The sequence below is a fragment of the Acinetobacter gerneri DSM 14967 = CIP 107464 = MTCC 9824 genome (genome assembly GCF_000368565.1).
GTDB classification, from domain to species: domain Bacteria; phylum Pseudomonadota; class Gammaproteobacteria; order Pseudomonadales; family Moraxellaceae; genus Acinetobacter; species Acinetobacter gerneri.
On the sequence record NZ_KB849539.1, the window covers coordinates 146070 to 159879 of the forward strand.

The 13810-nt window shown below is 37.6% G+C and carries 13 protein-coding genes; 10 read left to right on the top strand and 3 right to left on the bottom strand.

Annotated features, from left to right (window positions below):
• Positions 1 to 24 precede the first annotated feature (24 nt).
• Genes F960_RS05130 through F960_RS05160 form a run of 7 tightly spaced genes read left to right on the top strand, consistent with a single transcriptional unit; the run spans position 25 to position 7261 of the window.
• Positions 25 to 1908 carry a glycoside hydrolase family protein gene (locus F960_RS05130; protein ID WP_004859318.1) on the top strand — a complete coding sequence of 628 codons (1884 nt, stop codon included), beginning with the start codon at positions 25 to 27 and terminating at the stop codon, positions 1906 to 1908.
• Between the two features lie 2 nt (positions 1909 to 1910).
• Positions 1911 to 2990: a LamG-like jellyroll fold domain-containing protein gene (locus F960_RS05135; RefSeq protein WP_004859321.1), complete on the top strand. Its 1080-nt coding sequence runs from the start codon at positions 1911 to 1913 to the stop codon at positions 2988 to 2990.
• Positions 2991 to 3040: 50 nt separating this feature from the next.
• Positions 3041 to 3466, top strand: a complete 426-nt coding sequence (locus F960_RS05140; protein WP_004859325.1) for an NlpC/P60 family protein — start codon at positions 3041 to 3043, stop codon at positions 3464 to 3466.
• Positions 3466 to 5955 carry a phage tail protein gene (locus F960_RS05145; protein ID WP_004859328.1) on the top strand — a complete coding sequence of 830 codons (2490 nt, stop codon included), beginning with the start codon at positions 3466 to 3468 and terminating at the stop codon, positions 5953 to 5955. The genes F960_RS05140 and F960_RS05145 overlap by 1 nt, the downstream gene beginning before the upstream one ends.
• A gap of 60 nt (positions 5956 to 6015) precedes the next feature.
• Positions 6016 to 6351, top strand: a complete 336-nt coding sequence (locus tag F960_RS05150; RefSeq protein WP_004859331.1) for a phage holin family protein — start codon at positions 6016 to 6018, stop codon at positions 6349 to 6351.
• Complete coding sequence (locus F960_RS05155; protein ID WP_004859334.1) at positions 6348 to 6788, top strand: lysozyme; 441 nt, start codon at positions 6348 to 6350, stop codon at positions 6786 to 6788. The genes F960_RS05150 and F960_RS05155 overlap by 4 nt, the downstream gene beginning before the upstream one ends.
• Positions 6785 to 7261 carry a hypothetical protein gene (locus F960_RS05160; RefSeq protein WP_004859337.1) on the top strand — a complete coding sequence of 159 codons (477 nt, stop codon included), beginning with the start codon at positions 6785 to 6787 and terminating at the stop codon, positions 7259 to 7261. Before F960_RS05155 ends, F960_RS05160 begins: the two co-directional genes overlap by 4 nt.
• Before the next feature lie 164 nt (positions 7262 to 7425).
• Here F960_RS05160 and F960_RS05165 read toward each other — a convergent pair whose 3' ends face one another.
• Both F960_RS05165 and F960_RS05170 read right to left on the bottom strand, forming a co-directional pair.
• Positions 7426 to 7869: a phospholipase D-like domain-containing protein gene (locus F960_RS05165; RefSeq protein ID WP_004859339.1), complete on the bottom strand. Its 444-nt coding sequence runs from the start codon at positions 7867 to 7869 to the stop codon at positions 7426 to 7428.
• Positions 7870 to 7888: 19 nt separating this feature from the next.
• Complete coding sequence (locus tag F960_RS05170) at positions 7889 to 8965, bottom strand: DNA cytosine methyltransferase (protein WP_004859342.1); 1077 nt, start codon at positions 8963 to 8965, stop codon at positions 7889 to 7891.
• A gap of 108 nt (positions 8966 to 9073) precedes the next feature.
• On the opposite strand from F960_RS05170, the gene F960_RS05175 reads away from it, so the two are divergent.
• The gene (locus F960_RS05175; protein ID WP_004859344.1) at positions 9074 to 9295 is read left to right on the top strand and encodes a hypothetical protein; all 222 of its coding nucleotides are present in this window, start codon (positions 9074 to 9076) and stop codon (positions 9293 to 9295) included.
• A 229-nt stretch (positions 9296 to 9524) separates the two neighbouring features.
• Here F960_RS05175 and F960_RS05180 read toward each other — a convergent pair whose 3' ends face one another.
• Entirely contained in the window at positions 9525 to 10712 is a 1188-nt protein-coding gene (locus F960_RS05180; RefSeq protein ID WP_004859349.1) for a tyrosine-type recombinase/integrase, read from the bottom strand.
• Between the two features lie 490 nt (positions 10713 to 11202).
• On the opposite strand from F960_RS05180, the gene F960_RS05185 reads away from it, so the two are divergent.
• Both F960_RS05185 and F960_RS05190 read left to right on the top strand, forming a co-directional pair.
• The gene (locus F960_RS05185; RefSeq protein ID WP_004859352.1) at positions 11203 to 11580 is read left to right on the top strand and encodes a hypothetical protein; all 378 of its coding nucleotides are present in this window, start codon (positions 11203 to 11205) and stop codon (positions 11578 to 11580) included.
• A gap of 568 nt (positions 11581 to 12148) precedes the next feature.
• Positions 12149 to 13630: a S8 family serine peptidase gene (locus F960_RS05190; RefSeq protein WP_004859355.1), complete on the top strand. Its 1482-nt coding sequence runs from the start codon at positions 12149 to 12151 to the stop codon at positions 13628 to 13630.
• Positions 13631 to 13810: the final 180 nt, after the last annotated feature.

Consider the following 13810-nt stretch of genomic DNA (forward strand, 5'->3'; position numbering starts at 1 on the left):
GGCACTCGAAAGAGTGCTTTTTTTATGCTTGGAGAAAAGTTAATGGTAGATCAGATCATTACAGCGCAAAAACTTATTGATGCTGACAAAGATGCGGACCGATTAAATACAGCAGTAAACGGCTCAAAAACGGATAATGTGACAACACGAAGCGGTAGTGAATATCCTTCACTCGCAAATGCAGTTTATCAAATCATGCAAACAGGCGGATTCGAGCCATTTTCTACAGAAAAAGAACTTCTTGCTAGTAAGCCAACTTTGCCGAAAAAAGCCGCTAAAGCTATGGATACTAAAAAAGTATGGCTTTGGATTCAGCATGCAGGAGAAAGCTCACCATCTTGGCACGACACGGGTTTGAGTGAACTGGATCAAGCAAAACAGTATGTTGATCTAAAATTAAAAAATAATGCTTTGGAAAGCTTATTTGATTTCAATGATTCGGAACAAAATACAGTAGCTAGAATTTTAAGTGACGGTGATATTGAAACAGCAAAATTTGGCAAACTTAGTAATTTGCCTAAATCAACTTTGGATCAAGCAAAACAGTATGTTGATTTCAAAACCAAATCTTTAGATGAAAACTCCTCACAAAGTCTCTTTGATTTTAGAGATAAAGACGAAAGTATTGTTGCTCAACTATTAGAAAACGGTGATTTAAACCTAGCTGCATTAGATGGTAAAGGTGTGGCGCAGTTTATTAAGCTGTTACTTTCTGTTTCAGCAGATTCTTCTGAAGATTCATCTATTTTCAAGCTACACGATGTAGAAGGTAATCTTGTTTTTGATTTTACAAATGACGGGGATGTGATTTTCGGTGGTGGTAGATCTTTAAAAGCTCTTGCTCATAAAGAGAGCAATTCGGTTATTGGCATTCCATCTTCTTATGAATTGCTTACTGATGATTTCAATTCATTGATATCAAGCTATCGCAATTTAAGTCATATTTCAGATTTACCAATACCGACAGGATTGTGTAGTCAAAAGTTTAAAATCAGCAATAAAGCTGAATTCCTAAGCTTAAAAATTTCACAAGCCGAAAGGATCAAAATTGATACACCTTACTATCAAGATGATCATGTTGTGCATCCATTTTTGTGTAATTTTTACAAAACGTTCCGTGGGTTTAAACACCTTCTGTTGTTAACGCCCTATCGAGACACGAAAGATTATTACGAAAACCCATGCGTTTACGGTTCAAATGATCTGGTGAATTTTGAGTTGTTGTCAGATATGCCTCAACCGCTTTATGAGCGTTATCCAGGCTCCTACAATTACAACTCTGATAATTTTGGTGTCTATGATCACACAACAGGTGAATTTTGTGTGTGTTGGCGAAATGGAGCAACAGCTTCTGGTTTTTCGTTGTGGATGAGTAGAACAAGTGATGGTATCAACTGGACCGAACGTGAAGCAATCACCCCGATATCATCTGAGTTATTACTCTCACCTAATATCTTGTTTAATCCTCTTCTTAATAAGTGGGTTATGTATTCAATATCTAATGATGTAATTCATGAGTCGTTTGATGGCAATAAATTTAATTATCGTTTATCAGATAGCTTGTATGGACCATGGTCTGAGCCAGTGTTTATTGATGCCCCATTTACTTCATGGCATCAAGAAACACGCTATTGTGGCAATCAATTTATAACGATTATCAATGATCAAAGAATCACAGGGCAATTGTTCCTCGGAATTAGTGATGATGGATTTTCTTGGCAATTTTCAGAGGTTGGAATGCTCGAAGGTGAGCATCTAAATACTTACAAAGCTTCAATTGTTCCGAATGTGACTGAGGACTCGGTTCATTTCGATATTTTTTGGACATCAAGCAATGTGGCTACAGGGGATAATCTTTGGCAGCTATTTCATGCAAAAACACAACTTATTCAAATTGAAGGAGTCTAAAAATGGCTTTATCTTTTACAAGCAATAAGAAAGCAACGAATGTAATTAGTGATGCATCAGGTTATAAAGGCCCACTTGACTATTTTTTGAGTGCCGATATTGCAAATGATGTGTACTTTATTCAATCCAACGGTAATAAGGAATATGCGCCAATGGATGAAGTTTTTCAAGTTGCGCGTTCTTCATCACGGGGGCGTGTGTTTGACGAGAATTTAAACATTAGCGAAGTAGGTGCTAACTTTCCGCGTAGATCGTATTTACCTGCTTATGATACTTTCGGGATTTTAATTGAAGAGGCTCGTTATAATTTTTTTGATCAGTCAACACTTGCTACAAAGAAAACAAACGCACTACCGTCTACAACAAATACTTTTGCTTGTTATGCGCTGGGGGGTTCAGCTAAAGCATCTGCAAGCGAGGTTGATATTATTGGGGGTACTGGTACATATAACGACCCGCAATTCTTTACTCTGAAGTCTGGTGGTACTTTAACACCAACTATCACTGTGTCTGGCAGTCCAAAAGCAATTCAAGTAGAGCAGCTAGTAGCAAAAACAAGTGCAAGTGCGGTCCCTAGTGTATCTGCTGCAACAAAGGCATCTGAAAGCATGTCTATTCCAGCGACGGACATTTTTACGTCAACACAAGGCTGTATTATATTAAATATCTTGGAGAACAAACCCAATATCAACAATGGTAAATCTGACTATATTCCATATGTACAAATTGGATTTGATAAAAATAACTATCTAGCAATGAATCGACGTGTTGAGCGAAATATATTAACACTCCGTTTATTCAAAGATGGTTCTGAAGTATTAGTGCCTCAAATCGCACTAACAACGCCAAAAAATCAAATTGCGATATCTTGGAATAATGGTGTTATTTCATATGCGGTAAATGGTAAAGCATACAGTGTTAATACAACAATGGATGCGAATTTCAAGGCCAATACGGTTCAACTACTATCTGCTGTTTCAGGGTGGGTGACTGCTGATGGTAATGCAGCTCTCTCAAACATGATTATTTATAACCGCGCGTTATCACTTACAGAGTTAGAAAAGGCTACAGCGAGCTGGTAAAACGACATAAGAATTTTCCACATTTTAATATTTAGTTATTTAGTCAACCTATGAAAAACCTTGAAGCAGTACAAGAGGCGCTTACATGGCTCGGTACACCTTACCATCACCAGGGGCGTGTCAAAGGCGTTGGGGTGGATTGTGGAACCTTGATTTGTGAGGTTTATGAAAAAGTTGGACTCATGGACCATTTAGATCCGCGTCCGTATCCGCCAGACTGGCACATGCATCAAATGGGTGAGCGATATCTTGAGCATATCCGGGGTGTCTGCTTTGAAGTGGACGGGCCACCAGAGCCGGGAGATATTGTGCTTTATAAAATTGGCAAATGCGTCAGCCATGGCGCAATTGTCGTCGAATGGCCAACGATCATTCATTCATATATCCATCTAGGAGTCATTCTTCAAGATGGGACCAAAGGAAGTTTAGCCCGGCGAATCGCCGGGTTTTTTCGTATGAAGAGGCTGAAAAAATAATGGGTGGAATATTTGGCAGTACCACGATTAGTACCTCGGATAAACGTATTAATTCAATGCGTATTCAGCAATCAGCATATGGTCTGACACAGCCATTGGTATACGGCAAAAATCGCGTTGCAGCAAATATGTTTTGGTATGGTGACTTTAAAGCCACCGCCCATACTACAACTACTAAATCTGGTGGTAAAGGTGGTAAAACCAAGACCAAAAACACTACATATACGTATTCTGCATCATTAATGTTGGGTCTTTGTGAAACCAAAATACGCGACATTGGCAATATCTGGCGAGACAAGGAGCAGATTGTTCCAAAGACTGAAGGCGGTGTGCAGCTCAAACCAATCGACCAGCTCGGATTTGAACTCTTTGACGGTGACCAAAACCCAGTGTGGGGTTATCTGGCATCCATGCATCCTGATCAGGCAGTACATTATCCATTTCTCGGCTATATCGCGTGTGCAAATTATGACTTAGGTGGTAGTGCATCATTATCGAATCATAACTTTGAAGTGATTAGCGACATCACGTTTTCTGACACAATTCATGATGCCAATCCAGCTGATGTGATTGAAGATTTCATCACAAATCCGCGGTACGGTGCAGCACCTAGTTTGAATATGGCAGATTTATCCGAATTTCGAACATATTGTGCAGCCACTAATTTGTTGATTAGTCCTGCTTTGACAGAACAGCGTGCCGCGCATGAAATCATTAATGAAATCGTTGAGGTGGTAAATTGTGCGATTGTACCCAGCCCGGATGGTTTAAAAATTCGGTCCTATGGTGACACTGCAGTATCAGGAAATGGAGTCACGTTTACACCGGATCTGACACCAGCCTATCATTTAACAGATGATGACTTCATTGGTGATGATCAGCCCGTTCGCGTGAAGCGTAGCCGTGACACAGATGCATTTAATCACTGTCAGATTGAGTACGTGAATCGCTTCAATCAGTACAATACCGAGACGGTCGAAGCGAAAGACCAAGCCAATATTGAAATGTTTGGACTACGTACACAAGATCCAGTGAAGTACGACTTCTTCTGTGAACCAAAAATTGCAAGACACGCCGTGCAATTATTGCTGCAGCGCAAACTTTACGTGCGCAATGAGTATGAATTTGATCTCGGCTGGAAGTACTGCCGACTCGAGCCGATGGACATAGTGACGCTGACAGATGAGTCCTTAGGTTTAGATCGCTTTCCCGTGCGTATCACCCGCATCGAGGAGGATCAGGACGGATTACTTACAGTGACCGCAGAAGAACTGGCCTTAGGCTCAAGATCAGCAGTTGAATACGACTTGCAGGCGTCAAATGGCTATCAGGGAGGTAATGAGGAACCAGGTAATGTTAATGCGCCGGTAATTTTTGAGCCTCCATTAGAACTGACTGATGGTAAAAATCAGATTTGGGTTGCGGCAAGCGGTGGTATCAATTGGGGGGGGTGTAACGTCTGGGCGAGTATAGATAACACGACTTATGAAATGATCGGGACAATCTATGGTTCAGCGCGTTACGGTACCTTAGTTTCGGCAATTGATGCAGATGACACATCTATGCAAGTCCAGTTGAATACATCATCTCAAATCTTTGGTGGTACGCTTGAAGATGCTGAAGTTGATGCAACCTTGTGTAAGGTGGGCGATGAATATATTAACTATGTTGATGCAACCTTGGATGGATCAGGGCGCTATACATTAAGTGGCATGCTTCGTGGGCGTTTTGATGATGCAAGCTCACACAATGCAGGTGAATCATTTGTTCGTATTGACCGTGCCATTTTTGAGTACGATTTTAATCCGAACATGATTGGCAAAGAGGTTTATTTGAAGTTCACCAGCTTTAATGGCCTTGAGCAAAAAGAAGAAACCTTGGATGAAGTGACTGCCTACAGTTACACCATCAATGGTGGACGTCCAGCTGGTGTCAAAGGCTTATCACTTCAGTCTGCATTTGAAGGAATGAGCTTTAAAGTCCAATGGCAAAGTGCAGCTGGTGCAACGGGTTATGTTGTTCAAATTTGGTCTAATGGTGTATTACTTCGAACAGTTGAAACGACGAATACAGATTATTCATACAGTATGGATGAAGCGAAAATCGACGGTATTCAACGTGCTTATACAGTACGTGTCACAAGTAAAAATGGTTCGATTATCAGCACATTTGCTGAGTTGAATATCAGTAATCCAGTGCCACCACAATTGTTGAACGTCTACACCTCTGCCACTGCAGATTCGATCACAGTGACTTGGATTCCAAGTGAAGTGCCGGATCTAAAAGATTACCAAGTGTGGATTAGTACCAATGCAATTTTTGATCCTGATACAACTGCAGCACGTTGGACAGGTACCGAAAATGCTTGCACGATTACAGGCTTGCAATCAACGACCACATATTATGTGCGTGTTGCAGCAAGGGACGTTTGGAAGCCGACTTCGTGGAACTATTCATCACGAATCACACAGGCAACTGCTGATAGTTAAAGTTTTCAACCATAAAGCATCTTTCGGGGTGCTTTTTTATTGCCAAAATTTGGAGGTTTTGTGGATAAAGAAACATTAAAAGAGATTGTTACTGGTCTCATTACTTACGGGTGGATGATTGCTTTAGCAATGCTAGGAGGATTAGTCGCCTTCATTCGCAGGCTAAATCAATCAAAAGAACCCAAGCCGTTGAAGGAGATATTTATGCGACTTTTCGGTGAGTTAATTGTCTCTGCATTCGCAGGAATTATCACAGTTCTATTGTGTATTTATTGGGATATGCCGTTGGTATTGATTGGAGTACTTGCAGGCATGGCAGGACATTTAGGTGGTAAAGCGATCGATACATTTGTGTTGATTTGGAAAGCAGTGATATCGGGAGGCAAGTTGCCGTGAAAACAAGTAATTTAGGAATCAACTTAATCAAAAGCTTTGAAGGCTTGCGACTCAAAGCTTATGACGACGGTGTGGGTGTATGGACCATTGGATTTGGCACAATCAAATATCCGAATGGCATTCGAGTTAAAAAAGGCGATGCTTGTACTGAGGCTCAAGCTGAACAATATCTTCGTAATGATTTAGTCACTTTTGAAAATGCTATCAATAAGCTGGTCAAAGTCTCACTCACACAAAATCAATTCGATGCTCTGGTTTCATTTACTTACAACTTGGGTGAAACGAACCTAGCAAGCTCAACGTTGCTCAAAAAACTAAATACCAAAGACTACAAAGGTACGGCTGCTGAATTTCCGCGTTGGAACAAAGCAGGGGGTAAAGTTCTCAATGGACTTGTAAAACGTCGCAAGGCTGAAATGGAGTTATTCTTAAAATGACCTATCTATATTTAGCTGTAAAAGCATGGCGAGAAATCTTAATCGGACTTCTCGCTTTTTTATTGCTTATTTGTATAGCTTTGCTGAATAACAAAACAGGGCAGATTGAAAAATTCAAACAAGCTGAAATTATTCAACAAGCAGAGATTGCTAAAGCCAAAGCCGATGCAGCAGTCAAAGAAAAACAATGGTCAGATCAACTTCTAAAAGCTGAGCAAAATTACAATGCTAAAATCAAACAAATTCAAATTGATGCTGATTCCGCTACTGCTAGTGCTAACAGCCTGTCAAAGCAACTCAAAATTGCAAACAGCCGTATGTCCACAGGTTCCCGAGAAACCATCATTGAGTACACCAATACCAACAATGACATACTCGAAAACTGCATCACAGAATATCGAACAGTGGCAAAAGCAGCTGATGAACACGCAGCTGATGCACGGCGATTAAGTGAGTCATGGTCCTCTAATTGATTGGCAAAATATTACTTGGCCAAACTTAAAAAATAAGAGTGGCCAAAATTTTTAAAAATAATAACTCAATGTTTTTGTTGTATTTAGTGTTTGGAGTGTATTGGCAAAATGTTACAAAAATAAAGCCCTCAAATGAGGGCTTTATTTTTTGATTAATTTATAGATTAATCTTCAACAGGCACTTCAAAACTCATAACAAAATTTTTATCAGACTTTTTATAAAAGGTTACATCTGTTCTGCCGTAATTTTCTAAATCACTCTTAGTTACAGGGTCAAATTGTCCGATATCCATTTTCTCTCTTATATACCGACCTAATAAAGATATATCACCAACTGTGGTGATGGCTTTTCCATCAGTTTGCTGTCGAACACAATTGAATACTTTATTATCAATTGTCGTAACAGTGAAATTTTCACCAGTGCTTGGGAAAAAACCTGTATTTTGTTCCCGTGAAGGTAACGGAATATACATTTCATCACCTTCACGATTATCTCTTTGTCCCCAGTTGGGTCCAGATTTTTCACCAGTTTCATCACCTGTCTGCTTAAGAAGGGTCAAAGTAAGTTGTGGATAATTATTAAAAAGGTTTTTTTCTTCCGGAGTCATAGTACTTCTCTTAATTAAATTAATGAATAAGAGGTTTTATACTACACTCAATTTTTTCATATTGTTCATTTGCCAAACACTTAAATAAACTTTCGATTATAATTTGCACACCTTTGCTTGGGACAGCCATACCAATTTGCTTTCTAACATTTTCTTTTGATCCCATGAATTTGAAATCATCAGGAAAAGTTTGCAATCTTGCCCGTTCTCTATTGGTTAAAGCTCGTGGCTCACTCCAGTGATACATATGAGTACCACCACCACCACTACCGGTTACTGTGTATGCTGGTTTATTTGGATCTAATCGTTTATAAATCTGGCTTATTTTTGCGCCTTTAACATTCAGTTGAAGATGTGATGGGATATCTGCTGTAAATGCATTTTCACCAGGCTTGATATATTTCAATCTTTCAATTACAGATTTTGTATGTGTTGTATACTCATTATTATTAGCAGACAAGGGGATTGGTGGGTTTTCAATTGCATTACGACAAGTTGTATCTATATTTGCAAATGATGCAGGTGATGGTGGGTAAAAACGGACATTAATATCTTTACGTATACCTATAATTATTATTCTTTTTCTTGCTTGAGGAACACCATATTTATCAAATGAATAAAGATGAGGATAAACTGAATACCCAGCTTCAAACAGATCCTGTAGAATTTTCTTTAAAGCACCTTCGTCATCAGATGATGATAATCCTTCAACATTTTCAGCTAAAAACCATTTAGGCTTAAATTCTTCAAGTACTTTAACACCATACTTGTAGAGTGCACCAAACTCACCATTGATACCTTTTTTCTGACCTACAGCACTATAATCATTACACGGGAAACCAAATGCCAATGCATCAATATCGGAAATAGACTTTAATTTTTCAATATCAAGTTTTCGAATATCTTCACATATAACAGATGACTTGTTTCCATCACATATATTTTCTGCATAAGTATTACAGGTATCAGCATCATAGTCTGTTGCCCATACATGCTTCACTTTAAATTTATTGTGAAGAGCTGATTTAGCACCAAGCGCGATTCCTCCTGGACCACAGAACAACTCACCTAGTTTGAAAGACTCAATGTTTTTCACAATCTGACCTAAAGTTTACCAAAAAATACAAAAGCAGCTTAGCAGCTTTTGATTAATCATGCAAACTATTTAATTTGTTTTGTAGTATACATAGTGCTGTCTGTATTGATGATGACGGCTTGCGCAACATCAACTCACTTATCACCGACGATTCTAGCTAATCTGATTGTACCTTGCCCTGAACTCTTAAAACATGAGTCAGGGCAGGGCAAAGAAATTACGCTATGGATTATTGATACAGTAGCCAAATTCAACGTGTGTAGTGCTTTGAATGATGTGAAGAATAAAGCTTTTAAACAAGGCTTTTCCTTAGGAATAATTTTGGAATAAAAACTATTAAAAAAGCAAAACCGTAATGACATTTTCGCCAAAACAATAATAAAAATTGCGCATCATGTATGAAAGTAGCTTTATATGAAGCAAAAAAAATCCCTGCACGAAGCAGGGAGCACTAAACATCCACCATCTTATTATCGATCACCCTTCTTCAAGTGATCAGCTACAGAATACATTAAAATTCACGTGAATAAAACACAGTAGATAGGTTGGGTATGTGGAATCATAAATCTCTCCACCCATCAACAATATCTGCCCAATCTTGCATCATCTTACGGCGTTGCTGAAGATGCTTCGAATGATCGTACGAGGCTTTAGTTTTATTAGATTCCGCATGAGCTAACTGTCTCTCAACCCATGCCTCTTCATATCCTTTCTCGTAGAGCGAAGTGGAGGCTGTGGCGCGGAAGTCATGTGCTGAAACATTATTCAACCCTACATATTCAAGCATCCTATTTAGAGTAGAGGCACTCAACATGCCTACAGATTTGTAAACTGCAGGAAAAACAAATTCTCGGTTATTTGAAATTTTATGTTGCCGTTGAAGAACCTCATAAACTTGAGAAGACATAGGTAAAATATGAATACGATTCTTTTTCATGGCATTCTTAGGAAAGGTAATTGTTTTTTCTTGGAAGTCTACCCATTCCCAGAGCAACCGTCTAATTTCGATTGTGCGTAACATTGCATATAAAAGTATCATTCCTGCATTTCTAACTGTCTCTGTTCCATTGTAGTTTTCAAGATTTGTTCTTACTTGCTTTTTCTCCTCTTTAGTAAGAGGTCTTGCATGTTCAATAGGTGGGCGCTTGATTACCCCAGTAACGGCTTGAGTAGGATCATACTCTGTACGTAAAGTCATAATTGCATAGCGGATCACAGCTCCAATAAATTGTTTATTTTGAAGTGCTGTAGACTCACCTGTGCCGTAATTTTTTTGTCTTTTTACTCGTTTAGTAGTGTTCTTTAGAATTAGAAGAATGTCGGCAGATGTAACAGTTCTAATATCCTTATCACCAATTACCTTATATACATCTTTTTGCATTGATGTATTAAACTGATTGATGTAGCGTTCTGATTTATTTTTTAAGTGCTCGTCTCTATATTCTTGAGCAATTGATTTAAAGGTTGTTATTTTTTCTGTATTTTCTTTAGATTTTTTTTCGCTTAACGGATTAACACCACTTAAAATAAGAGTTTTAGCATCATCTCGTTTTTTTCGAGCTTCAGCTAATAAAACATTAGGGTATTCACCGAGACCTAAAGTCGTAGATTTCTTTTCCCATTGGTAACGATATCTCCAATACTTTCGACCATTTGGGCGGACTTCAATACACAATCCCATTGAGTCAAGAACGCGATAAATTTTTTCAGCGGGCTTTAATGATTTTATTTTCGTATCACTTAACATTGAGTACACTTTGTTAAAAAAATAACTGTACTCAATATCGTACTCAAAGTGATGCGTTTTGCATAGTTTTATTAGATTTGGTTAGGTTTGTTAAATTATTAATATTAAAGAATTAAAGTAATTTTAAATTTTGCGTAATTTGTAAAGGTTTGTATTATGAATCTTTTCGATCATAAGAAGCATTTCGATTTTAACCTCTTGAAATTTATCCATAATATTTATTTAGTAAGCTGCTATACCAGTTTGAGTACAGGTTTTACTAAAACCACTTGAAAGCTTTGGAAATATTAAAGCTCAGCAAGTGCAGGCTATAATATCAGATTCTTGCTTGAATTCTTCAACTTTCTCTTTCACATCACTTTTGTATCTAAACTTAGGTTTTAAAAAGTCAGATTTAGTTTTTTGATTTTACATTTTTGATGATTAAGAAAAACAGTGCATGTTAGAGTGGTTTACTATTTTCACTACGACTCAAGAATGAGAAAAATAAATGAAGTTAATAATATTTATCTGTGCACTATTTGCCGTAAGTAATAGCTTTGCTGAATCAAATCCATCGTTTGAAGATCAATACTACCGATTATTAACAAAATATATTGAAGCACAAACTCAAGGCTCAGATGTGTATAGATATTCAGATGGGAGTGAGGTCACAAATCCAGCAGACAAAATCAAGATTCAAGCAGAAAGAGACTGCAAGACTTGGCGAGCCAATAAAGCATTTACTGCACATATCGTCGATAATTTTAAAGCATACGAAGCCTCGAAAGATAAACCATTTTTTATCAAGGCGAGTAAAGCTGAATGGACAAAGGATCTTAAAGATTTAGATGATAAATTGAATAATTCTGAAAATAGCTGCCAATAAAAAATATTGAATTTTAAGGTTGTAGCTAAAATTATCTCAGGCTTCGTTACGAAATTTGAAAATGGTCTCGCCATTCTCTGTATTTCGTGCCTTACCTGCTCAATTTTAGCTGACAACACAATTCAGTTGTGAAATGTCAACAGACCCTAATTATTTAGATCACTAAATTTCTCAATCTATGCCTCATCTCATTTAAAAAATCTTGCAGAACATACTCCTCACGTTGCAACCAATTTGAGATATCTACAGCTCCAATCTGTAATTAAATTATTTTTAACGTGATAAATCCTGTTTTTTGCTGATCTTTTGATCGAAATATTTGTTAATAATTATTAAGTAAAAGTAATACTAAATTTAACAAAAGCTTCATTATTTGAATATAATTTTAAGGATTATTAAGATTTATTAAATAATTTTATTTTATCCAGAAATCAATGCTCTCTCGGTGATCTCGTTGAAATATAAAATTTTTAGTCTTAATAAAATACTGTATATGTTTAATATTTAATTAATTACTAACAAAACCATATGTAGTCTATTTTTTTAAATTTATTGAAGGGTACATATAATGAAACTAAAACATAGTGCTTTTTTACTCACATCCATTTTCGGATTGCCAGCTATCTCTCAAGCGGGCAATGTGGATTATTATGCTCAGAATGGTCAGTCATATCCTGCCATTGTCATCAAGTATAATAAGACGGGTGGGAGGAATTACAGAACTGTAAATTCAAACAATTTAGTCGATCAAAACGGAAAGTTAATCGTATCAGAGAAGCTTTTTAAATCTAAAGCACAAACTAGATCACTGAATGTTGATGATGATCCAAATGGTCTGCAGCGTTATCATCACATCAAACTTCCAGCAGATAAACGGTCGGATAGTGTCTACATTAACAATCTCTTGAAAAATTTAGCTAAACACTCAGACATTGAATTGGTCTATCCAACGACAGATCCTGTGCCATTATCGGAAGGTGTTGCTCAGAGATCAGCATCGAGTCCTCGAGCAGCGACTTCCCAAAGAACACCAGATTTTACTTCTCAACAATATTATCTAAATGCACCGACACAAGCTCCCCAAGGTTATGTTTTGGGAGGAATAAATTGGCAGAATGTTCGCTATAATGTCGGTGCTCAAGGTGAAAATATCACTATTATTTCAGCTGAATCTTATCACTGGAATACTAATCATAGTGATCTTCCTGCATCTTTTCGAGATTTTGGTACTCCCCCAGCGATCAATTATCACGATACCAAATCAGTAGGAATTATGGGAGCAAAAGATAATGGTTTTGGAGTGACTGGTATAGCAAATAAAGCACGTTTTGGTCATCTATTAGCAAATCATTTTGACAGTTCTCTACCATCTATTATTGAAGCTGGTGATGCTTTACAAGCTGGTGATGTTATACAGGTGGGTATGCAAGTCCCTGCAACTGGTATAGCCGGTTGCGATAAACAGTGTTTAGTACCAATGGAATATCAACCTGCTTGGTATGATGCGATCAAAACTTTGACAGATAAGGGAATTATAGTCATTCAAGCAGCTGGTAATTCTAACGTTAATTTAGATATGGCTAGTTTTAATAGAAAATTTGACCGAAGTTTTCGTGATTCAGGGGCAATCATTGCTGGTGCACTCTGTGCTAAGGATGGTCAAAAAGCCAGTTTTTCTACATACGGAAAAAGTGTTACTTCTGCAAGTTGGGGCTGTTGGGATGTCGTCTCAACCACATCAAATAATGTAGCTGCAGATTTATATAATGGTGGTGATAATGATCAATATACTAAGTCTTTTGCAGGTACATCATCAGCAAACCCAATTATTGCTGGGGCAGCTGCTAGTTTGTCTGGTTATGCAAAGGCAAGAAGGCTGACCTTAACGCCGCGTGAAGTTCGAACAATTTTAGCAAGTACAGGGACTACATTAAAGGGATCTGAAGGGCGAGTTAGTGACTCAACTGTGGTCGGTACTCAACCTGATCTGGTACGTGCATTTGCGAGTGTAGATAAGAAACTTATATCGACACGATCTAAGTCACGTTAAACTCACTTATATATCAATTATTAAAATTCTTTAAAAACCTTGAGGAGTATACTCCTCAAGCTGAAAAGTATTGGCATATTATTCGGGGTGTTAACTTTATATAACTAAATTAGCTTGTTAGCTAAATAAGTAGATCAGAAACAAAATGTAGAAAATGGTGAGATCATCTTCAAATTTTAA

Bases quoted from the DNA above. Each gene is read 5' to 3' on its own strand.
- F960_RS05130 (WP_004859318.1), top strand. From the start codon at position 25: ATGCTTGGAGAAAAGTTAATGGTAGATCAGATCATTACAGCGCAAAAA.
- F960_RS05135 (WP_004859321.1), top strand. From the start codon at position 1,911: ATGGCTTTATCTTTTACAAGCAATAAGAAAGCAACGAATGTAATTAGT.
- F960_RS05140 (WP_004859325.1), top strand. From the start codon at position 3,041: ATGAAAAACCTTGAAGCAGTACAAGAGGCGCTTACATGGCTCGGTACA.
- F960_RS05145 (WP_004859328.1), top strand. From the start codon at position 3,466: ATGGGTGGAATATTTGGCAGTACCACGATTAGTACCTCGGATAAACGT.
- F960_RS05160 (WP_004859337.1), top strand. From the start codon at position 6,785: ATGACCTATCTATATTTAGCTGTAAAAGCATGGCGAGAAATCTTAATC.
- F960_RS05165 (WP_004859339.1), bottom strand. From the start codon at position 7,869: ATGACTCCGGAAGAAAAAAACCTTTTTAATAATTATCCACAACTTACT.
- F960_RS05175 (WP_004859344.1), top strand. From the start codon at position 9,074: ATGATGACGGCTTGCGCAACATCAACTCACTTATCACCGACGATTCTA.
- F960_RS05180 (WP_004859349.1), bottom strand. From the start codon at position 10,712: ATGTTAAGTGATACGAAAATAAAATCATTAAAGCCCGCTGAAAAAATT.
- F960_RS05185 (WP_004859352.1), top strand. From the start codon at position 11,203: ATGAAGTTAATAATATTTATCTGTGCACTATTTGCCGTAAGTAATAGC.
- F960_RS05190 (WP_004859355.1), top strand. From the start codon at position 12,149: ATGAAACTAAAACATAGTGCTTTTTTACTCACATCCATTTTCGGATTG.